This is a genomic window from Arthrobacter sp. YAF17, assembly GCF_052113365.1.
GTDB lineage: Bacteria > Actinomycetota > Actinomycetes > Actinomycetales > Micrococcaceae > Arthrobacter.
On the sequence record NZ_JBFRDB010000009.1, the window covers coordinates 165,894 to 185,901 of the forward strand.

20 protein-coding genes and 1 tRNA gene are annotated in these 20,008 nt (G+C 66.3%); 7 read left to right on the forward strand and 14 right to left on the reverse strand.

Annotated features, from left to right (window positions below):
* Positions 1 to 145 precede the first annotated feature (145 nt).
* Positions 146 to 619, forward strand: a complete 474-nt coding sequence (locus AB4Y67_RS09555) for an Lrp/AsnC family transcriptional regulator (protein ID WP_441405534.1) — start codon at positions 146 to 148, stop codon at positions 617 to 619.
* Positions 620 to 697: 78 nt separating this feature from the next.
* Here the strand turns inward: AB4Y67_RS09555 and AB4Y67_RS09560 are convergent, their stop codons facing one another.
* Positions 698 to 2,317, reverse strand: a complete 1,620-nt coding sequence (locus tag AB4Y67_RS09560; protein WP_441405535.1) for a solute symporter family protein — start codon at positions 2,315 to 2,317, stop codon at positions 698 to 700.
* Positions 2,314 to 2,694, reverse strand: a complete 381-nt coding sequence (locus AB4Y67_RS09565; protein WP_441405536.1) for a DUF485 domain-containing protein — start codon at positions 2,692 to 2,694, stop codon at positions 2,314 to 2,316. The genes AB4Y67_RS09560 and AB4Y67_RS09565 overlap by 4 nt, the downstream gene beginning before the upstream one ends.
* A 240-nt stretch (positions 2,695 to 2,934) precedes the next feature.
* Between AB4Y67_RS09565 and AB4Y67_RS09570 the strand changes: the two genes are divergently transcribed.
* Genes AB4Y67_RS09570 through AB4Y67_RS09585 form a run of 4 tightly spaced genes read left to right on the forward strand, consistent with a single transcriptional unit; the run spans position 2,935 to position 6,792 of the window.
* Complete coding sequence (locus AB4Y67_RS09570; protein WP_441405537.1) at positions 2,935 to 4,152, forward strand: sensor histidine kinase; 1,218 nt, start codon at positions 2,935 to 2,937, stop codon at positions 4,150 to 4,152.
* 42 nt (positions 4,153 to 4,194) lie between these two features.
* Positions 4,195 to 4,914, forward strand: a complete 720-nt coding sequence (locus AB4Y67_RS09575; protein ID WP_441405538.1) for a LytR/AlgR family response regulator transcription factor — start codon at positions 4,195 to 4,197, stop codon at positions 4,912 to 4,914.
* On the forward strand, positions 4,911 to 5,318 hold the full coding sequence (locus AB4Y67_RS09580) for a hypothetical protein (RefSeq protein WP_441405539.1): 408 nt from the start codon (positions 4,911 to 4,913) through the stop codon (positions 5,316 to 5,318). Before AB4Y67_RS09575 ends, AB4Y67_RS09580 begins: the two co-directional genes overlap by 4 nt.
* 7 nt (positions 5,319 to 5,325) lie before the next feature.
* A complete protein-coding gene (locus tag AB4Y67_RS09585; protein WP_441405540.1) occupies positions 5,326 to 6,792 on the forward strand; it encodes a sodium/solute symporter in 1,467 nt (488 codons plus the stop codon).
* Between the two features lie 6 nt (positions 6,793 to 6,798).
* On the opposite strand, the gene AB4Y67_RS09590 is transcribed toward AB4Y67_RS09585, so the two are convergent.
* The 6 genes from AB4Y67_RS09590 to rpsB all read right to left on the reverse strand — a co-directional run bounded on the left by AB4Y67_RS09590 (position 6,799) and on the right by rpsB (position 11,906).
* Positions 6,799 to 7,377, reverse strand: a complete 579-nt coding sequence (locus AB4Y67_RS09590) for a DivIVA domain-containing protein (RefSeq protein ID WP_441405541.1) — start codon at positions 7,375 to 7,377, stop codon at positions 6,799 to 6,801.
* Between the two features lie 100 nt (positions 7,378 to 7,477).
* Positions 7,478 to 8,398: a phosphatidate cytidylyltransferase gene (locus AB4Y67_RS09595; RefSeq protein WP_441405542.1), complete on the reverse strand. Its 921-nt coding sequence runs from the start codon at positions 8,396 to 8,398 to the stop codon at positions 7,478 to 7,480.
* The gene (frr, locus tag AB4Y67_RS09600; RefSeq protein WP_441405543.1) at positions 8,398 to 8,955 is read right to left on the reverse strand and encodes a ribosome recycling factor; all 558 of its coding nucleotides are present in this window, start codon (positions 8,953 to 8,955) and stop codon (positions 8,398 to 8,400) included. The genes AB4Y67_RS09595 and frr overlap by 1 nt, the downstream gene beginning before the upstream one ends.
* Positions 8,956 to 9,077: 122 nt before the next feature.
* Positions 9,078 to 9,815, reverse strand: a complete 738-nt coding sequence (gene pyrH, locus AB4Y67_RS09605; RefSeq protein WP_441405544.1) for a UMP kinase — start codon at positions 9,813 to 9,815, stop codon at positions 9,078 to 9,080.
* A 192-nt stretch (positions 9,816 to 10,007) separates the two neighbouring features.
* Positions 10,008 to 10,844: a translation elongation factor Ts gene (tsf, locus tag AB4Y67_RS09610; protein ID WP_441405545.1), complete on the reverse strand. Its 837-nt coding sequence runs from the start codon at positions 10,842 to 10,844 to the stop codon at positions 10,008 to 10,010.
* Positions 10,845 to 11,000: 156 nt separating this feature from the next.
* Complete coding sequence (rpsB, locus tag AB4Y67_RS09615; protein WP_441405546.1) at positions 11,001 to 11,906, reverse strand: 30S ribosomal protein S2; 906 nt, start codon at positions 11,904 to 11,906, stop codon at positions 11,001 to 11,003.
* Between the two features lie 544 nt (positions 11,907 to 12,450).
* Here rpsB and AB4Y67_RS09620 point away from each other — a divergent pair.
* Positions 12,451 to 13,005, forward strand: coding sequence for a M23 family metallopeptidase (locus tag AB4Y67_RS09620; RefSeq protein WP_441405547.1), 555 nt, complete (start codon positions 12,451 to 12,453; stop codon positions 13,003 to 13,005).
* A 60-nt stretch (positions 13,006 to 13,065) separates the two neighbouring features.
* Here the strand turns inward: AB4Y67_RS09620 and AB4Y67_RS09625 are convergent, their stop codons facing one another.
* The 6 genes from AB4Y67_RS09625 to AB4Y67_RS09650 all read right to left on the reverse strand — a co-directional run bounded on the left by AB4Y67_RS09625 (position 13,066) and on the right by AB4Y67_RS09650 (position 18,480).
* The gene (locus tag AB4Y67_RS09625) at positions 13,066 to 14,256 is read right to left on the reverse strand and encodes an acyl-CoA dehydrogenase family protein (protein WP_441405548.1); all 1,191 of its coding nucleotides are present in this window, start codon (positions 14,254 to 14,256) and stop codon (positions 13,066 to 13,068) included.
* Between the two features lie 268 nt (positions 14,257 to 14,524).
* Positions 14,525 to 14,598: transfer RNA gene (locus AB4Y67_RS09630), tRNA-Ile, on the reverse strand.
* Between the two features lie 77 nt (positions 14,599 to 14,675).
* The gene (locus AB4Y67_RS09635; RefSeq protein WP_441405549.1) at positions 14,676 to 15,872 is read right to left on the reverse strand and encodes a glycosyltransferase; all 1,197 of its coding nucleotides are present in this window, start codon (positions 15,870 to 15,872) and stop codon (positions 14,676 to 14,678) included.
* Positions 15,873 to 15,951: 79 nt separating this feature from the next.
* On the reverse strand, positions 15,952 to 16,881 hold the full coding sequence (locus AB4Y67_RS09640; RefSeq protein ID WP_441405550.1) for a DMT family transporter: 930 nt from the start codon (positions 16,879 to 16,881) through the stop codon (positions 15,952 to 15,954).
* Complete coding sequence (locus AB4Y67_RS09645; protein ID WP_441405551.1) at positions 16,881 to 17,516, reverse strand: CDP-alcohol phosphatidyltransferase family protein; 636 nt, start codon at positions 17,514 to 17,516, stop codon at positions 16,881 to 16,883. Before AB4Y67_RS09645 ends, AB4Y67_RS09640 begins: the two co-directional genes overlap by 1 nt.
* A 55-nt stretch (positions 17,517 to 17,571) precedes the next feature.
* Positions 17,572 to 18,480: a phage holin family protein gene (locus AB4Y67_RS09650; RefSeq protein WP_441405552.1), complete on the reverse strand. Its 909-nt coding sequence runs from the start codon at positions 18,478 to 18,480 to the stop codon at positions 17,572 to 17,574.
* Positions 18,481 to 18,664: 184 nt separating this feature from the next.
* Here AB4Y67_RS09650 and AB4Y67_RS09655 point away from each other — a divergent pair, with 184 nt between their 5' ends.
* Complete coding sequence (locus AB4Y67_RS09655) at positions 18,665 to 19,888, forward strand: multidrug effflux MFS transporter (RefSeq protein ID WP_441405553.1); 1,224 nt, start codon at positions 18,665 to 18,667, stop codon at positions 19,886 to 19,888.
* Positions 19,889 to 20,008: the final 120 nt, after the last annotated feature.

Here is a 20,008-nt window from a genome sequence, read left to right on the forward strand (position 1 = left end):
ATCCCGGCGCGCACCGGCCGCCCGGGCGCCGTTGCCCCGGATAGTTGTGACCCTACTCACAACGCCCATTGGGTACAACCACCTGCAGAAAAGTTGAGCATTCTGCACTGTCCGGCACCCTGGCACCGTGCTAATCTTGCGCACTATGCAACCCTTGGATGGCACCGACACCCGCCTGCTTTCGGCCATGGCCCGCGACCCGCGGCGGACCGTCGTGGCGCTGGCCCAGAAGCTGGGCCTGTCGCGGAATACCGTGCAGGCGCGGATGGCCCAGCTGGAGAAAAAACACGTCTTCCTGTCCTTCGAGCGCCGCATCAATCCGGCCTCGCTGGGCTACCCGCTGATGGCCTTCATCTCGGTGCACGTCCAGCAGCAGAAACTCGGCCAGCTGGCGGTGGAACTGGCGGACATCCCGGAGATTCTGGAGGGCTACGGGCTCACCGGTTCGGCGGACCTGCTGCTGCGGGTGGTGGCGCTCGACGCCGAGGACCTGTTCCGGATCAACGGCAAGATCCTGTCCTGCGACGGGGTGGACCGGACGGACACCGCCCTGGCGATGAGCGAGATGATCCCGTTCCGGATCCAGCCGCTGCTGGAACGCGGCTCCGCCGAAGGCTGACGGTCTACACGGCAGGAGCCCCCATGCGGTTGCATGGGGGCTCCTGCGGTGTGAGCGGGCGGGGGGCCGCCGACCCTCTTAGTGGTTGGTGGCCTTTTCGGCGCCCACACCCGTCAGGGAGCGGACTTCCATTTCGGCCTGCTTGGTGGTGTCTTCCAGTTTCTTGTCCAGCACCGTGCCGAGCCAGCCCAGGAAGAACGCGAGCGGGATGGAGACGATGCCGGGGTTGCTCAGCGGGAAGATCGCGAAGTTGGCGCCCGGGATCATGGACGTCTTCGCACCCGAGACCACCGGGGACAGCGCGATCAGGATCACCGCGGAGCCCAGGCCCCCGTACATGCTCCAGACGGCGCCCTGGGTGGTGAAACGGCGCCAGAACAGCGAGTACAGGATGGTGGGCAGGTTGGCCGAGGCGGCCACGGCAAAGGCCAGGGCCACGAGGAACGCGACGTTCTGCCCGTTGGCGAAGATGCCGCCGATGATGGCCAGCACACCGATCACAACGACGGTCTTCCGCGCCACCTTCACCTCGGTGTCGGGGTCGGCCTTGCCCTTCGCCAGGACGTTGGCGTAGATGTCGTGGGCGAACGAGGCCGCCGCGGTGATGGTGAGGCCGGCGACGACGGCAAGGATGGTCGCGAAGGCCACCGCGGAGATAAAGCCGAGCAGCAGCGGTCCGCCGAGGTGGAACGCGAGCAGCGGAGCGGCCGAGTTGACGCCGCCCGGGGCGGCCTTGATGGTCTCGGCGCCCACCAGTGCCGCGGCACCGTAGCCGAGTACCAGCGTGAACAGGTAGAACAGGCCGATCAGCCAGATGGACCAGACCACGGACTTGCGGGCTTCCTTGGCGGTCGGGACCGTGTAGAAGCGCATCAGCACGTGCGGCAGGGCCGCGGTGCCGAGCACCAGGGCCAGGCCGAGGGACAGGAAGTCGAGCTTGGAGGTCTCGGACTTGCCGTACTGCAGTCCCGGGTTGAGGATGGCCGGGTTGCCCGCGGTTTCCACCGCGCCGCCCAGCAGGGAGGAGAGGTTGAAGCCGTAAATGGCCAGGACCCAGAAGGTCATGACAGCGGCCCCGGCAATCAGCAGGATGGCCTTGATGATCTGGACCCAGGTGGTGCCCTTCATGCCGCCGATCAGGACGTACATGATCATCAGGGCGCCGACGACGATGATCACCAGCGCCTGTCCGCCCCAGTCGCTGATGCCCAGCAGCAGGGAGATGAGGCTTCCGGCGCCGGCCATCTGGGCCAGGAGGTAGAAGAAGCAGACCGCAAGGGTGGAGATGGCGGCGGCAATGCGCACGGGGCGCTGCTTGAGCCGGAATGAGAGCACATCGGCCATGGTGAACTTGCCCGTGTTGCGCAGGAGCTCGGCGACGAGCAGCAGGGCGACGAGCCAGGCGACGAGGAAGCCGATGGAGTACATAAAGCCGTCGTAGCCGTTGATGGCGATGGCCCCGGTGATCCCCAGGAACGAGGCAGCGGACAGGTAATCGCCGGCGATGGCGGTGCCGTTCTGCGAACCGGTGAACGAGCGGCCGGCCGCGTAGTAGTCGGCGGCCGTCTTGTTGTTGCGGCTGGCGCGGAAGACGATCACCATGGTGACCGCCACGAACAGGGCAAAGATCCCCATGTTCAGCAGGGTGGTGTCTTTCAGGGCGGCGACGTTGACCGCGGGAACCATCAATGTTGTCATTTTGCCGATCCGCTCACTGGATTACCGTGGGTGTCGAACTCGTGGCCTTCGATTTCGTCGCGGATCTCGGCGGCAATGGGGTCCAGCTTCCGGTTCGAGTAGCTGACGTACCAGCCGGTGATGGCGAACGTGGTCACGAACTGGAGCAGGCCCAGGATCAGGCCGATGTTGATGTTGCCCCAGACCTTGGTGGACATGAACTCCACCGCGTAGTCGGCCAGCAGGACATAGGCGAAGTACCAGAGCAGGAATGCAATGGCCATCGGAAAGACAAAGCTGCGGTGACGTTTGCGCAGTTCCTGGAACCGCGGCGTCGACTGGACTTCCTTGAAGTCCACGGCCGCCGTAGCGTCCGTTTCTTGGGCATCGTTACCCATCGTTCCTCCTCATTGAGACTGGCGTGTCCACACCGGCTGCCCTGGCCTGCTCCGAACAGCCCTCCGGCCAATGTGACTGCAATCACTGTCCCCCGTGATGCGGGTTACATTCCAGAATTACCGCGCCCTGCGTCGCTCAACGGTCCCGATGCTGCGCTCAGCGGCGCCCGAAGCCGTGCCTGAAAGGCAGGCGGGCGCACCCTCGGCCCCGTCCGGCAGGTGCCGCGATACGCTGGGCCCATGCCCGACTCTCCCCTGTTCACCGCCGCCGCCGTTGCCGTGATCGCGGCGGCGATCGCCGTCGTCGTCGCCGTCGGGCTCAAGGTGCTCCGCTCCTTCCGGGAGCTTGGCACCGACGCGGAGCGGGCCACCTACAAGACGCTTCACGCGGCCTCGCGCGCCGGCCAGCACCTGCGGACCGGGCTCAATCCGGCCGGGGCCGCCAAGGCGAGCCGCCAGCTGCGCACCCTGCTGGGCTGCGACGCGCTGGCGATCACCGATGCCTCCGGCGTGCTCGCCTGGGACGGCGCCGGCGAGGAACTCACGCCGCTGCTGATGGAACTGTCGGCAGGAGTGCTCGACGGCGGCCACACCGCCGTGATCCCGGCCGGCGAGGTGCAGGAACTCGCCCGGGGCCGAGGCGCCGTCGCGACCCGCACGGATGTGGAACGTGCCGCGGTGATCGCCCCGATCAAGGCCGGGACCCGTGTGGTGGGTGTGGTGGCCGCCTTCGCCCCGGCTGCCGGCGCCGGGCTGGTCCGGGCCACCAGCGAGGTGGCCGACTGGGTGGCGACGCAGGTGGAGCTGGCGGAACTGGATGCGTCGCGCACGCTCCTGATGGAGGCCGAGGTGCGTGCGCTCCGGGCACAGATCAGCCCGCACTTCATCTACAACTCCCTGAACGCGATCGCCTCGTTCATCAACACGGATCCGGTCCGGGCGCGCGAGCTGGTGGTGGAGTTCGCCGACTTCACCCGCTATTCCTTCCGCCGGCACGGCGACTTCACCACGCTCGCCGAGGAACTGCGCTGCATCGACCGCTACCTGCTGCTGGAACGGGCACGGTTCGGCGACCGCGTCCAGGTGAGCCTGCGGATCGCCCCCGAGGTGCTCAGCACGGTGATCCCGTTCCTGAGCCTGCAGCCGCTCGTGGAAAACGCGGTACGGCATGGCCTCGAGGCCAAGGAGGGTCCCGGCCACATCACCATCACGGCCAACGACTCCGGCGCCTTCGCCGAGGTCACCATCGAGGACGACGGCGTGGGCATGGACCCGGAGCAGCTGCGGGCAGTCCTCGCCGGGCACGGGGAAGGCGACCACGTCGGGCTGCGGAACGTCGACGCCCGGCTGCGGCAGGTCTACGGCGACGACACCGGCCTCGTGATCGAGACGGCGCCCGGCGAAGGCACCCTGATTACGATGCGCGTCCCGAAGTCGCAGCCCCGGCACGACGCCTGAGCCTGCGGCAGGCCGAAGCGCCTGCGGCAGTAGTCTTGATCCATGATTAACGTCCTCGTCGCCGACGACGAGCTGCCCGCTGTCGAGGAACTGGCCTTCCTGCTCGGCAAGGATGACCGGATCGGCACCATCCACCGCGCGTCCTCCGGGGCCGAGGCGCTGCGGGCCCTCGAAGCCGAGAATGTCGACGCCGTCTTCCTCGACATCCACATGCCGGCGCTCTCCGGCCTGGACATCGCGCGGGTCATCTCGCGCAGCAGCAAGCCGCCCGCCGTCGTGTTTGTCACCGCCGATGAGGACTGCGCCCTGGAAGCCTTTGAACTGGCCGCCGTGGACTACCTGCTGAAGCCCGTCCGGGCTGAGCGGCTGGCGAAGTCCGTCGGCCGGATCTGCGAGCTGCTCAAGGACGGCGCGCCGCCCCCGGAGATGATCACGGTGGACCTTGGCGGCACCACGAAAATGATCCGCCGCGAGGATGTCACCTACGTCCAGGCCCAGGGCGACTACGCCAGGCTGCACACCGCCGACGCGAGCTACCTCATCCGTGTCCCGCTGGCCGACCTGGAACAGCAGTGGGCGGACGCCGGATTTATCCGCATCCATCGTTCGTACCTCATCGCGCTGAACCACGTCAGCCACATGAAACTTGCCGCCGCGGCGCCCAGTGTCACCGTGGCGGGGGCCGAACTCCCGATCAGCCGGCGGCACCTGCCGTCCGTCCGGGAGAAGCTTGAGGCCACCCGGATCCGGCCGCAGGCATGACCCGCGTCCGCGTCACCGCGCCGCGGAGCGGCAACTCAGGCGCCGCTGCGACGGGCGGTGTCGCCCTGGGTGGCAGCGCGCTCCCGGCTGTGCGGTCGGCCGCCGACTCGCGCGAAGCCGCCGAGGAGTCCGACGCCGGCCAGGTGTTTGTCCGCTCGCTGATTCGCTCTCAGTTGCGGCTCGGGGTGGTGGTGGCTGCGGGGTTCCTGCTGATCCTTGCCGCCTTCCCGCTCATGCTGGGACTGGTCCCCGGGCTCGCGGAGTCCACGATCGCCGGGCTGCCGTTCGACTGGGTGCTGCTGGGCGCCGGGATCTATCCGGTGGTCGGGCTCAGCGCCTGGCTGTACATCCGGACGGCGGCCCGGAACGAGTCCCGCTACCGGGACCTCGTCGGGGACAAATGAGGCGCCCGTGAACCCGGTCGTCGGCATTGCAGCGTTCGTAGCCGTCTCGCTGGCCACGGCCGGCATCGGTTTCTACGGCCTGCGGATTTCCCGCACCACCGGGGATTTCTACGTGGCTTCACGGACGGTCCGGCCCTGGTGGAACGCCTCGGCCATCGGCGGCGAGTACCTTTCGGCGGCGAGCTTCCTCGGCGTCGCCGGGCTCATCCTGCTCTCCGGCACGGACGCCTTGTGGTTTCCGGTGGGGTACACGGCCGGCTACCTGATGCTGCTGCTCTTCGTTGCCGCGCCGCTCCGCCGCTCCGGCGCTTACACCATCCCCGACTTCACCGAGGCGCGGCTCGATTCGCGGGTGGTCCGCAGCGTCACGAGTGTCGTCGTCGTGATGGTCGGCTGGCTCTACATTGTCCCCCAGCTCCACGGCGCGGCGCTGGCCATCCGGATCACCACCGGGCTGCCGGCGTGGGTGGGCATGGTGGCGGTGGTGGTGGTTGTCTGCGTCACCGTGGTGGCGGGCGGCATGCGGTCCATCACGTTTGTCCAGGCGTTCCAGTACTGGCTGAAACTGACGGCGCTGGCCGTGCCGATCCTGTTCATTCTCTTCGTGCTGGCAGACTCCGGAACTCCCCTCGCTGCCGAGGCGTCCGTGAACCCGACGGGAGCGGCACCGGCCGGGATGTACCAGAACGTCTCCCTGCTGGTGGCTCTGCTGTTCGGGACGCTGGGGCTGCCGCATGTGCTGGTGCGCTTCTACACGAACCCGGACGGGCAGTCGGCCCGCCGGACCACCCTGATTGTCCTGGGCCTGCTGTCGGTGTTCTACCTGTTCCCCACGGCGTACGGGCTGATCGGCCGGGTGTTCGCCCCGCAGCTGGCGCAGAGCGGGCAGTCCGATGCGCTGGTGCTGCTGCTCCCCGGGGAGCTGGTGGGCGGGACGGCAGGTGACCTGCTGTCCGCACTGGTGGTGGCCGGGGCGTTTGCCGCGTTCCTGTCGACGACGTCCGGGCTGGTGGTCTCGCTCGCCGGTGTGATCAGCCAGGACCTCTTCGGCGGCAGCGTCCAGGGCTTCCGGCGGGCGGCCGTGATCTCGGCGGTGGTCCCGCTGGGCATCGCGTCCATGACGGGTTCCCTTGCTCTGGCCGGCAGCGTGGGGATGGTGTTCGCGTTCACCGCGTCGACGATCTGCCCGGTGCTCCTGCTGGGCATCTGGTGGCGCGGGCTGACCGACGCCGGGGCGATCGCCGGCATGGTGACCGGAGCCGTGCTGTGCGGCGGGGCGATGGTGGCCGGAGCCTTCCTGAGTGCCGCCGGAACGCCGTCCTGGCTGGCGCAGCCCGCGGCCTGGACCGTGCCGGCGGCGTTTGCCGTAATGGTCCTGGTTTCCCGGGCCACCCGGGACCGCGTGCCGCGGACCATCACCCGGCTCATGACCCGGCTGCACACTCCGGAGCGGCCGCTGGCCACTGAGCGCTGAGCGCGCTCAGTCTATGGCGGCCATAAGTTCGACGACGCGGTCCAGGAAGGCGTCCACCTGGTTCTCCTCGTAGCCGTCCTTGCCGACGGCGGGACGGAAGACAGCGCGGCGGACATTGTCCACGCTCAGCGGCTTGTCTTCTTCGAGGTAGCCGATCAGGTCGTGGCAGAGGTCGTCCACGTCCGTGGTGTTGTAGCTGCGCGCTTTGGCCTTGGCCGGGCGCCGGAACCGCTGGCCGTCGGGGCGGTGCAACCGTCCGCGGAGCAGGCCGGCGAGCCGGCCGATCTCGCGGAGCCAGGCGTCCTCGCCGCGTGCGGCGACGAGTTCGTCGCGTTCCCGCAGGGCAAGGGCGTCCTCCAGGCGGTCCAGGGCTGCATCCACGTCCGCCGCGACATACCCGCCCTTGACGGGGTCGAAGGAGACCGACCTGACGTCCGCGCTCTTGACCGGCCGGGCGGCAGACCGTGGCGATTCGAACGACACCCGTGCGCGCTGCATGAACTGGTCGACCTGCTTGGCGTTGTAGCCGTACTGGCTCCGCTGCACACGGTCAAAGGAAGCAGGAATCTGCCGTTGAATGTCCACTGTAACTTTTTGTTCCTTCAATGCTGTTCGGCCGGACTGTCCGGTTTGTCCGGTCTGCCCGGCACCATTCTAGGGGCCGCAGGGTGAATGCCGTGATGCCTTACGCGCCGGCAAAGATCGAGTAGAGGATGAAGGCCACCGGGGAAGCGAAGACGATCGAGTCCAGCCGGTCCATGACCCCGCCGTGGCCGGGCAGGATGCTGCTCATGTCCTTGATCCCCAGTTCACGCTTCACCATGGATTCGGAGAGGTCTCCGGCGGTGGCCGCGGCGACCATGCCCACGGCCAAGGCCACGCCGACCCACCAGGGTTTGTCCAGCAGGAAGACGGAGGCGAGCACACCCACTGCGGTGGCACCGGCGATGGAGCCGGCGAAGCCCTCCCAGCTCTTCTTCGGGCTGATCTTCGGCGCCATCGGGTGCTTGCCGAGCGAGGCCCCGACGAGGTACCCGAACGTGTCGTTGGCGACCACCAGCAGCAGCAGGGTGGCAATCTGCCACGCTCCGGCGGGAACAACGCCGTCGGGCCACAGCCCCACCGGTGTCTCCCCCGCGAACGTGTGCAGCGGCAACACGGCGAAGCTGATGAGGAACGGGATCCAGGCCAGGGTGAAGACACCGGCGAAGATGCTGCGCGCGGAACCTGCAGCGCCCTCCAGGGACCGCCAGATCAGGACCGCGACGCTGCTGAGCATCATCGCGAACAGGAGGCTTTCGGGGCCGCCGAAGTAGGCGGCCGCCGGCATCGCAACGGTTCCGGTCATCACCGGGATGATCGGCAGCCTGGTGCCCGACGCTTCCAGGGCCCGGAAGACTTCCCAGACGCCGAAAACCGCGAACGTGGTGACGATGAGCACGAACCCCAGCGGAAGGAACAACAGCCCGCCCAGCACAACGATGAGCATGCCGAGGCCCACGGCGGTCGCAGCGGGAAGGTTCCTGCCGGCCTTGGGCGTGGGGTTCCGCCGCTGCTTCCCCCGCACCCGGATGCGTGCTCCGGGGTCCCCCTGTTCCTGCGTCATTAGACCTCGAGCAGCTCGGCTTCCTTGCGCTTGAGCAGCTCGTCGATCCCGTCGACGTGGGCCTTGGTCAGGGCGTCCAGTTCCTTCTCGCCCCGGCTGCCCTCGTCCTCGCCGGCTTCGCCGTCCTTGACCAGCTTGTCCAGGGTTTCCTTGGCCTTGCGGCGGATGTTGCGGATGGACACCTTGGCATCCTCGCCCTTGGACTTGACGATCTTGACGTACTCCTTGCGGCGCTCCTGCGTGAGGTCCGGGATGGTGATCCGGATGACGTTGCCGTCGTTGGAGGGGTTGGCGCCCACCTCGGAGTCGCTCAGGGCTCGTTCGATGTCCCGCAGGGCGGTCTTGTCGAACGGCGTAATCAGGATGGTGCGGGCGTCCGGGATGGCGAAGGAGGCCAGCTGCTGCAAGGGCGTGGGCGAGCCGTAGTAGTCCACCAGGACCTTGTTGTAGAGGCCCGGGTTGGCGCGGCCGGTGCGGATCGAGGCGAAGTCTTCCTTGGCTACTTCAACCGCCTTGTCCATCTTGTCCCCGGCTTCGAGCAAGGTTTCTTCGATCACGATCTCTCCTCAGAAATTTGGTGCAGCCGCCGCTGGCGGGTACTGCACGGTCTTGGTGGTGTTCCGACTGCTGGCCCCAGGCTTCGAAGTGCGGAAATGTCCTGAAAACATCCTAGCCGTTGCTAGGGCGTGACGACGGTGCCCAGGTCCTCGCCGCGGATGGCCCGGGTCACGTTGCCGTCGCCTTCCATGCCGAACACCACCATGGTCAGGTTGTTGTCCTTGCACATGGTCATGGCGGTCTGGTCCATCACGCGGATGTCTCGGCGAAGGGCGTCGTCGTAGCTGAGGCGGTGCAGCTTCTCGGCAGTGGGGTCCTTCTTCGGGTCGGCGGTGTAGACGCCGTCGACCCCGCTCTTGGCCATCAGGACGACGTCGGCGTGGACCTCCATGGCGCGCTGGGCGGCGACGGTGTCGGTGGAGAAGTACGGGAGTCCGGCGCCGGCGCCGAAGATGACGACGCGGCCCTTTTCCATGTGGCGGATGGCGCGGCGCGGAATGTACGCCTCTGCGACCTGGCCCATGGTGATGGCGCTCTGCACACGGGTTTCGACGCCGGCCTGCTCCAGGAAGTCCTGGAGCGCCAGGCAGTTCATGACCGTGCCGAGCATGCCCATGTAGTCGGCGCGGGAACGGTCCATGCCGCTCTGGGACAGCTCGGCGCCGCGGAAGAAGTTTCCGCCGCCGACCACGATCGCGACTTCGACGTCGGGGACCGCCGCGGCGATCTGCTTGGCCACGCCGCGGACGGTGTCAGGGTCGACGCCCAGCTTCCCGCCGCCGAAGACCTCGCCGGAAAGCTTCAACAGGACCCGGCGCCGGCTCTTCTTTGGCTGGGCTGAATTGGTGACGGTTTCCATGGTGCCTTCCCGTTGGTGAACTCTGAGCTAGGTTATCGTGCCGGGGACCAAAGGCGTGATTCCGCCTGGCCCCCGGCCTGCCCCGATCTTCCCGGGACTTCCCGGGACTGCGTCCCGGGTGCATGCAAAAGGGGTGGCCACCGCAGTGACCACCCCCTCAGCGTGTCTGACTAATGTCTGACTGGTGTCTGACTAGGAACCGACGCGGAAACGCGTGAATGCGGTGCCCTTGACGCCGGCCTCTTCGAGGACCTGCGCGACAGACTTCTTGGCATCCTTGGCGAATGCCTGGTCGAGGAGAACCTCGCCCTTGTAGAAGCCCGTGACGCGGCCTTCCACGATCTTGGTCATGGCTGCTTCAGGCTTGCCTTCAGCCTTGGCAGTCTCCTCGGCGATGCGACGCTCGGACTCGACGAGCTCGGACGGAACATCCTCGCGGGAGAGGTAGTTCGGGGACATCGCGGCGACGTGGACGGCGACGTCGTGGGCTGCGGTGGCAGCTGCTTCGCCTTCGCCGTCAACAGCGAACAGGACGCCGACCTGGGCCGGGAGATCCTTGGAGGTCTTGTGCAGGTAAGCGTCGACCGTTGCGCCCTCGATGCGGGAGATGCGGCGGACAACAACCTTCTCGCCCAGAACCGCGCCCTCTTCGACGACGACCTCGGACAGCGGCTTGCCGTCGACCTCGGTGGCCAGCAGGGTCTCGAGGTCGGCAGCGCCGGACTCGACTGCAATTGCCAGGACCTTGTCGGCGAGCTGGATGAACTTGTCAGCCTTCGCGACGAAGTCGGTCTCGCAGTTGACTTCGATCATCACGCCAACGCCGCCGTCGACCTTGGCAGCAACCAGGCCTTCAGCGGTGGAGCGGCCTTCGCGCTTGGTAGCGCCCTTGAGGCCCTTGATGCGGATGATTTCGATGGCCTTCTCGGCGTCACCGTTGGCTTCGTCAAGAGCCTTCTTGACATCCATCATGCCGGCGCCCGTGCGCTCGCGCAGAGCCTTGATATCAGCGGCAGTGTAGTTCGCCATGTGAACCCCTCTGTCTAGAAATTTTATGTGGTGTACGGACTGACAGGACGGCAGCTCACCTTGTGAGCGGCCATCCTGTCAGTTCCCCTGCGCGGAGACCGCGCGGGGAGATCCGGATTTATTTGTCAGCTGTGCAAAGCAGACTGTTGTGTCTGACTACTTGGATTCGCCTGCGGCGTCGTCGGCAGCCGGAGCTTCCTCAGCAGCAGCCGGAGCTTCCTCAGCAGCGGCGGGTGCTTCAACAGCCTCGGCCGGAGCAGCTTCTGCGGCCGGAGCGGCAGGGGCTTCTTCGGTCTTGCTGCCTTCGAGGAGCTCGCGCTCCCACTCGGCCAGCGGCTCTTCCGGAGCTTCCGTGGTGCCGGTGGCGCGCTGGTTGCGGGCGATGAGGCCCTCAGCAACGGCGTCAGCAACAACGCGGGTCAGCAGGTTGACGGAGCGGATGGCGTCGTCGTTACCCGGGATCGGGAAGTCGACTTCGTCCGGATCGCAGTTGGTGTCCAGGATGGCAACAACCGGGATGTTCAGCTTCTTGGCTTCGTCGACAGCAAGGTGTTCCTTCTTGGTGTCAACGATCCACAGTGCGGAAGGCGCCTTGGTCAGGTTGCGGATACCACCGAGGTTGGTTTCCAGCTTGGTGAGTTCGCGGCGAAGGAGCAGCAGTTCCTTCTTGGTGTAAGCGGAACCGGCGACGTCGTCGAAGTCGATCTCTTCGAGTTCCTTCATGCGCTGGATGCGCTTGGAGACCGTCTGGAAGTTGGTCAGCATACCGCCGAGCCAACGCTGGTTGACGTACGGCTGGCCAACGCGGGTGGCCTGCTCGGCGATGGATTCCTGCGCCTGCTTCTTGGTGCCGACGAAGAGAACGGTGCCGCCGTGTGCAACGGTGGCCTTCACGAACTCGTAGGCACGGTCGATGTAGGACAGCGACTGCTGCAGGTCAATGATGTAGATGCCGTTGCGCTCCGTGAAGATGAAACGCTTCATCTTCGGGTTCCAACGACGGGTCTGGTGTCCAAAGTGGACGCCGCTGTCAAGCAGCTGGCGCATAGTTACGACGGGCATGCCGACGCTCCTTCCGGCAGGTCATTCATGAGACAGCCCATGGACTGTCTTACCCTGCCAATAGTTGACGGTTGATTAGCAACACCCAGGCGGGCGGTGCTCCTGGCATCCACTGCGCTTCTTATCCGGACCACAAGGGCCGGACCGCAAGAGGCGCAGTCCTCCGCACGCTGAAGAGTTGAGGCTTCCAATGTGGAGGGCTGGATACGCGTAGTCAGCTGCTGCTCCCCCGCACCCCTGAATGAGGCGTGCCGGCTCTGATAATTACGTTGCTTATACAAAGACAGTACGTACACAAAGAGAATGATCAAGCGTGAGGGCACAGCAAACTGCTCCACCAAGTGTACTACAGGGCACGTACGGGAATGGACCGTTTCCGGGGGCTGCCGGATTGGCGCGCAGGGGTTTTGCCGAGGGCTGCGCAGGTGACTTTTTGGGCCGCATTTTCGGGGCACCTTCGCAGGGCTGGCACTCCCTCCGGGATCTATCCACATAGCGCGGAGTAGGGGTTAACCAGATCCGGCGGCAGCCGCAGGCTGGGTGGATGAAAACTCAGGCGATCAGGAACGTCATGGCTGCCGCCCTGCTCGTGGCCTTCTCCCCCGCCGCGGCGTCCGGGGGACCCGGCGCGGCAGTTGCGTCCAGTGTCTATACCGGCTCAGACGTGGCGGCCGGCGGGTGGAGCTGGCCCCTGGACCCGAGGCCCGCCGTACTGCGCGCCTTTGACCCGCCGGCCAAGCCGTGGCTCAGCGGCCACCGCGGCGTTGATCTTCGGGCAGCTCACGACGGCGCCCCGGTCACCTCACCGGCGGCCGGGACCGTCACCTTTGCCGGCGTCGTGGTGGACCGTCCTGTCATCACCGTTGACCACGGGAACGGATTGAGGAGCAGCTTCGAGGCGGTGCGCAGCGAACACAAGCCGGGCACCGCCGTCGCCGAGGGAGACGTCCTGGGCTGGATCCAGCCGGGCCATTGCGGACCTGGACCCTGCCTGCACTGGGGAGTCCGCCGCGGCGAGGAGTACCTCAATCCGCTGGGCTTCGTGACGGACCTGCGGCCCTCCGTCCTGCTCCCTCCCCTGGACCCCGCACCCGGGTAGGGGCTAGAGGAGGATGGCACGGCAGACTGAAGGGCCGCGTGCCCGGCCGGGCGCCGCCGGCTAGACGATCGCGGAGATGCCGGTGATTGCCCGGCCGGTGACGAGCGTGTTGATCTCGTGGGTGCCTTCGTAGGAGTAGATGGCCTCGGCGTCCGAGAAGATCTTGGCCATTTCGAAGTCGGTCACAATGCCGTTGCCGCCGAGGATGCTGCGGCCCAGGGCAACGCTTTCGCGCATCCGGGCGGTGGTGAAGGCCTTGGCCAGGGCGGACTGCTCGTCCTTGGCCTGGCCGAGGTCCTCCAGCTGGGAGAGCCGGACCATCATGCCCATCGAGCTGACGGCGTTGCCGAGGATCTGTACGAGCTGGTCCTGCACCAGCTGGAAGGAGGCGATCGGGCGGCCAAACTGGCTGCGTTCGACAGCGTAGCGGCGGGCGACGTCAAAGGCGGCGAGCTGCTGGCCGACAGCCTGCCAGGCGACGGCCAGCCGGGTGACCTTGAGGACTTTGTTCGTGTCGCGGAAGCTGTTGGCGTTTGCGAGCTTGAAGAAGTCCGGCACCACGACGTTGTCGAGGGTGATGTCAGCGTTCTGCACCGTGCGAAGCGAGATCTTGTTCTCGATCTTGCTAGCGCTGTAGCCCTCGGTTTTGGTGTCGACAAGGAAGCCCTTGACCTGGTTGTCGGCGAGATCCCGGGCGTAGATGACCACCCAGTCGGAGAACGTGGCGTTGCCGATCCAGCGCTTGGCCCCGTTGAGGATCCAGCTGTCCCCCTCGCGGCGCGCAGTCGTGCGGGTGCCGCCGGCGACGTCGGAACCGCCCAGGGGTTCGGTGAGGCCGAAGGCGCCGATCTTCTTGAGTGAGTAGATGTCCGGTAGCCACGCCTCCTGCTGCTCCTGCGACGCGAGAGCCTCGATCGAGCCGGTGAAGAGGCCGTCGTGGACGCCCATGAAGGTGGCAATGGATGTGTCCGCCCGGGTCACCTCGGCGTGCATGATGCCCGCGAAGACGTTGGAGTAGCCCTGCCTCCGGACGGGGCTCACCAGATCGACCTCGGCGAGCTTGGGAATGAGGTCCATAGGGAACTCGCCGCGGTTCCAGCAGTCGACGGCGATCGGCTTGACCTCACGGGCCAGAAAGTCGCGGACCTCCGCGAGCCTGTCCTGTTCCTTGCCGCTGAGCAGCTGTTCGAAGGCGTAGAAGTCGCCATCGGCGTACGGGAGGTTGTTGATGTCGACGGCAGCTTTGGACATGGTGTTCCTTCACGTGTGATCAGCAGCGACCAGAATGGCGCGCGCTTCGCGCCAACGGGATGTTACTCACCAGTAACTTATCGCAATCAGGAGGGACACTGCAAGTGACGGAGGCCATGTGGAGGACACAATCCCGGCGTGATTCCCCACGGGACGTTCCCAGTGCGCCGGCGGCGGAGCCGGGGAACGAGAAGGGAGCCGGGCCGACGTCGGAACATCGGCCACGGCTCCCGTGGACGCGGGTCCCCTGCAGGGTTCCGCGAAAATGTAGGGCTACTCGGACTTGAACCGAGGACCTTAGGATTATGAGTCCCGCGCTCTAACCAGCTGAGCTATAGCCCCTTGCACCCGGAAAACCGGCCCGACCAGGGCCGGATGGTTCCGGGCGAAAATCACTCTAACAATAGTAGTGGCCCGGTTCAGACCACGAGGTCGTCGTAGCTCGCGCCGCGGTAGAGATCCTCGAAGGACTGCAGGGTGCGCTCGATGCTGTGGTTCTCCACGATGCCCCGGCTCGCCTTGCCCATGGCCGCCAGCTCAGCCGCAGGGAGCGACAGGACGCTGACCATCTTGGCCGCGAGGTCGTCGCTGTCATTGGGCGTGAACAGGTAGCCGTTTTCGCCGTCGCGCACCAGGTGTGGCAGCGCCATGGCGTCCGCCAGCAGCACAGGCGTGGAGGCAGACATCGCTTCCAGCGTCACGAGTGACTGCAGCTCGGCCGTGCCGGGCATGCAGAACAGGTCCGCCGCGATGTAGGCGCGGCGGAGTTCGGCGTCGGTCGCCAGTCCCAGGAACTTGACCCGGGCCTGCAGGCCGAGCCGCTCGACCTGGGCCTCGAGGCCAGGCCGCACCTCGCCGCCACCGACGATTTCGAGATGGACGTCCAGTTCCTTCGGTGTCTTGGCAACGGCGTCGATCAGCACGTCGACATGCTTCTCTTCGGCGAGCCGGCCGGCGAACAGGACGGTGGGGCTGCTGTGGCGCGCCACTTCCTCACCGGGCTTGAGTTCGTAGGCGGCGGAGTCAATGCCGTTGGAGAGCGGCAGTACCTGGCGGAGGAAGGCGTGCTGGTGCATCGCTTTGGCCGCCAGCGGCGTCGGCGTCGTGACGACGTCGGCCTGGCCCATGACCTTGCCCATGTCCTTCCAGGAAATGCGCCCCACGATGTCTTTGAACCACTGCGGGAACGGAAGGAAGGGGTTCAGGTTCTCAGGCATAAAGTGGTTGGTCGCAACGATCCGGATGCCGCGCTTGACGGCTTCGTAGAGCACGTGCTCGCCGATCATGTAGTGGCTCTGGATGTGCACGACGTCCGGCTGGATCCGGTCGAACAGCAGGCTGATTTCCTTCTTGATCTCCCAGGGGAAGGTGATCCGGAAGTACTCGTGCGTGGGAACTGAGTGCGAGCGGATCCGGTGGACGGTGCCTTCCTCGCAGAACTCGGTGTAGCTCTTGCCCTTGTCCGGGCGGCAGGCCAGAACGTGGACATCGTGTCCGCGCGCCGTCATTCCCTTGGCCAGGCGGTAGCCGAACATGGCAGCGCCGTTGACGTGGGGCGGGTAGGTGTCCGCGGCAATCAGGATGGTCAGCGGGTGCTGGTGGTCAGGCATGGTCACGGGGAGAACTCCTGGTGGTCACGGTGCGGTCAGCTGGAACTGTAGTGGCCGGCTGGCCCTCGGCGCAGGCGTACCGGGCCTACTGCTGAAGTCTGGTTTTGTCCGGGGATACCCGCCCCGCGGCCTTGCGCGCGTCCTTCTTGCGCTTGGTGACTTCGGGGTGGTGCCTGGACAAGGCGATCACTCCCACGATAGCAAGCAAACCGGCCGCCCCCATCGCAATTGCGGTGACGGCGTGGACATCCGGGCGCAGCTCGCCGAGGATCGTGATGCCGATTCCTATGCCCACGATCGGGTCGATCACGGTCAGCCCGGCAATCACAAGGTCCGGCGGGCCACCGGAATAGGCGTTCTGGACGAACCACGAGCCAAGGACGCCTGCGGCCACAATCGCGACCACCGAATACCACGGCACATTCAGCACACCCAGGCCATTGGGATCCAGCAGGTGCTTGCCGATGATGCGGGTCAGGACGGCGACGAAGCCGAACAGGATCCCCGCGCCAAGGATGTAGATGAAGGCGCTCATCCGGTGCCGGAACACCAGGGCGAGCGTCCCGAACAGCCCGACCGCCAGGGCCAGCAGAAGCACAACCGTCAGCTCGTCGGAGGCACTGACCTGGTGGTTCTCCTGGGTCACGTTGACCGCCAGAATCACAAACAGGGCCGAACCCGTGACGCAGGCGGAGATGGCCACCACCGTGGCCCGGTTGATGCTCAGTCCCTGGTCCTTGGCGTTGACGATTGTGGTGATGACAAGGGCGATCGCACCGATCGGCTGCACCACCGTGAGCGGTGCCATCACGAGGGCGACGGAGTTCAACGCCATGCCCACACACAGCAACAGCAGACCGAACACCCAACGCGGATTGCGGATCAGGCGCAGCATGCCATGGTTGCTGAGCGCCAGTCCCCCGGTGTCCGCCTTGACCGCACTGCCCTGGCGCTGGGCGCCGAACGCGAGGCAAAACGCGCCAAGTACAGCCAGCAAAACGGCGAACCACATCATCAGCGGGTGCCGCCGTCGACGTCGAACTTGCTGCCCTTAATCATTTTGCCCTTGCGGACGATGGCCCAAACGTAGTTGTACGCGGCAATCCAATGCCCCACGAGCCCCAGCCCCAGGAAAATCCACGCGGCCACTAAGTACACATCGGCGCCCGGGACCGGGAGTGCCGAGACGACGAGCAACGGCGTGCCGACCAACAGCAGCGCGGTCCGGATCTTACCGATTCTGCTGACAGGCAGGTCGGGGTGGCCGCGGAAGTAGAAGAGCGACAGGGCGAGCAGGACGGCGTCCGGGATCAGCAGCGCTGCGAGGTACCACCACTCGACCACGCCGGCGATTACGAGCGTGACAGCAACCGCGATCAGCGACAGCCGGTCGGCGATGGGATCCATGACCCGGCCCAGGTTGGACATCTGGTTGAACCGGCGGGCGACGTAGCCGTCCACCCAGTCGGTGCTGCCCATGACCGCCAGGACAAGGGCGGCGTAACCGTATTCCTGGACCCCAAGGACCAGCCAGACGAACAGCGGTACGCCGAGGAACCTCACTACGGTCAGGACGTTGGGGACGGTGAAGATCCTGTCGTGGTGAATCTGAGCCTGACCAGGCCGGGCACCAGCGCCAATAAACTTCATCCAGTCCCCCTTTCCGTGGCCGACAACGAGTAGGCGTTGCAGTTCAGCAGGCTGCCTAGCCCTTGAAGAGTCTGCGCAGCAGGAACACCAGGGCAGCGGCTGAGGCGGTGAGAGCGACGAGGGGCTTCCACCGCTGGCTCAGCTGGTCGGTCACGCCCGCGCTGTCCCTGCCGGCACCGGCCTTGGAGGCACCGGCCGACGTCGACGGACGCTTCGTGGCGCGCGCGGCCGAGGAGCGGAAGCCGGCGACCTTGCCGCTGAGCTGTTCCTTGCCGTCCTGCAGCTTCACCTGGGCAGCCGCCAGCAGCGCCTGGGCCTGGGTCTTGACGTCGAGTTCCTCGTTGAGTTCATCGCGGACGCCGGTGAGGTGCGTGCGGCGCTGGTCCAGCCGGCGTCGCAGTTCAGCTTCGGTGGGCGGCGGACCGAGGTCCGGTTCGGCGGCCTTCTTGGCTTCCTTCTCAGCCTTGGCCTTGGCCTCGGCCTCCACTTTGGCGGCCTTGGCTGCCTTGTACTGCTCGGAATCCGGGTCCAGCACGGCGGGATCGAAGGCGGAACCCTCCTTGGCGATGCCGAGGTCATACTTGAGGCCACGGATGGTGTCCTCGGGAACCAGCGGCATGGCCTTCTTGAATTTGCCGACCCCCACCAGACCCGCGATCGCGGCGATCAGYAGGAAGACAGCACTGACCAGCAGGGCGGCGAGCCAGGCGGGCATGATCGTGGCGAGGCCCATGATGGCGGCAACGATGAGGCCGACGACCAGGAAAGCGGCAAAGACCAGCGCGGCGGCGAGGAACGCGGCGGCAACGCCGACCGCGATGCCCTTGCGTTTGAGCTCAACCTTGGCAAGAGCGATCTCGTCGTTGAGCTGCCGCGGAGCCAGTTTGAAGATCAGTTTGAGGGTTCTGGGCAGCGTGGAAATGCGCAGCACCCCATTTGTCCCGCCGGTGTGACGTCCGCTCATCGGTCCCGCCTAACTGGTTACATCCATGATTCCGCGTTCGCGGGCTTGCCGGTCTGCGCAGCTTCACGCACACCCCGGTGTCAAAACTACCATTCAGGCTCCGGGCAGGGGCGCGGCGGCGGGCTGTGGCGCGCCCCCTGCCGCACACCCGATCAACTGAATGCGGGCCCTAGGATTGACCTCTGTGACTACACCCACCAATCCCGGCGATTCGCTGAGCCGCCGCCGCAAGCTCCTCTACATCTTGATGCTCGGCGCGCTCACCGCCCTGGGACCGTTCACGGTGGACCTGTACCTTCCGGCCTTCCCCGCGCTGGAGGAGAGCCTGGGCGTCTCCGAGGCGGCCGTGCAACTGACGCTGACCGGCACCACAATCGGCTTTGCCCTGGGCCAGCTCGTGGTTGGCCCGCTGAGCGACAAGTTCGGCCGGCGGATGCCGCTGATCCTGGCCACTGCTGTGCACATCATGGCTTCCCTTGGGGCGGCCCTGTCGACCGACATCACGACACTGGGCTTCTTCCGCGTGCTGATGGGCATTGGCGCTGCGGGAGGCGGCGTGGTGGCCATGGCGATGGTTCGGGACCTCTTCAGCGGATTCGCGATGGTGCGGATGTTCTCGCGGATGGCCCTGGTGAACGGTCTGGCTCCGATCCTCGCGCCGGTGATCGGTTCGCAGCTGCTGCTGTTTATGCCGTGGCCGGGGATCTTCTTCTTCCTTGCCGCTTATGGGACGTGCGTCCTTATTGCCGCGGTGTTCGTGGTGCGCGAGACGCTCCCCCGGGAACTGCGGGGAAAGACCGGCATGACTGCCCGTCAGCGGTATGGCGTCCTGTTCGCGGACAGGATCTTCGTCGGGCTGCTGCTGGTGGGCGGGATGAACTTCGCGGGCCTATTCACCTACCTGTCCGCGTCGCCGTTCCTTTTCCAGGATGTCTACGGTTTCAGCCCGCAGCAGTACGGCCTGCTCTTCGGCGTGAATTCCCTGGGCATCGTTGCGGGCGTGCAGACCAGCTCAAGGCTCGTGCGGAGGGTCCCGCCGCAGTGGATCCTGGCCGGCTCCACGGCGTGGATGTTCCTGATGGCCTTGTTGATCGTGGTCTTCGACCAGCTGGGCTTCGGGCTGTGGGGCGTCATGGTGCCGCTGTGGTTCTATATCCTCGGCGCCGGCTTTACGTTCCCCTGCGTCCAGGTGCTGGCGCTGGCCAAGCACGGCGCACAGGCCGGCACAGCTGCCTCCCTGCTGGGTGCCGCCACCTTCCTGATGGCAGGTCTCATCTCACCGGTGGTGGGCTGGTTCGGCGTCACTTCCGCCACCCCGATGGGTGCCGTCCAGGCCGCGTGCATCTTCCTTGCCGCGGCTGCACTCTGGCTGGTCGTCAGGCCCCGCACCGTCCCGCCGATCCAGTAGCCCGGCTTCCGCAGGCCGCCGTTGGCACCGGCCGCACAGGAGTGGACATATGGGCGCGATGTCCACGCTTCGACCCCAGCGCGGGGCATGTCCACCGGCGGGCCGAGGAGGGCTGGGCGC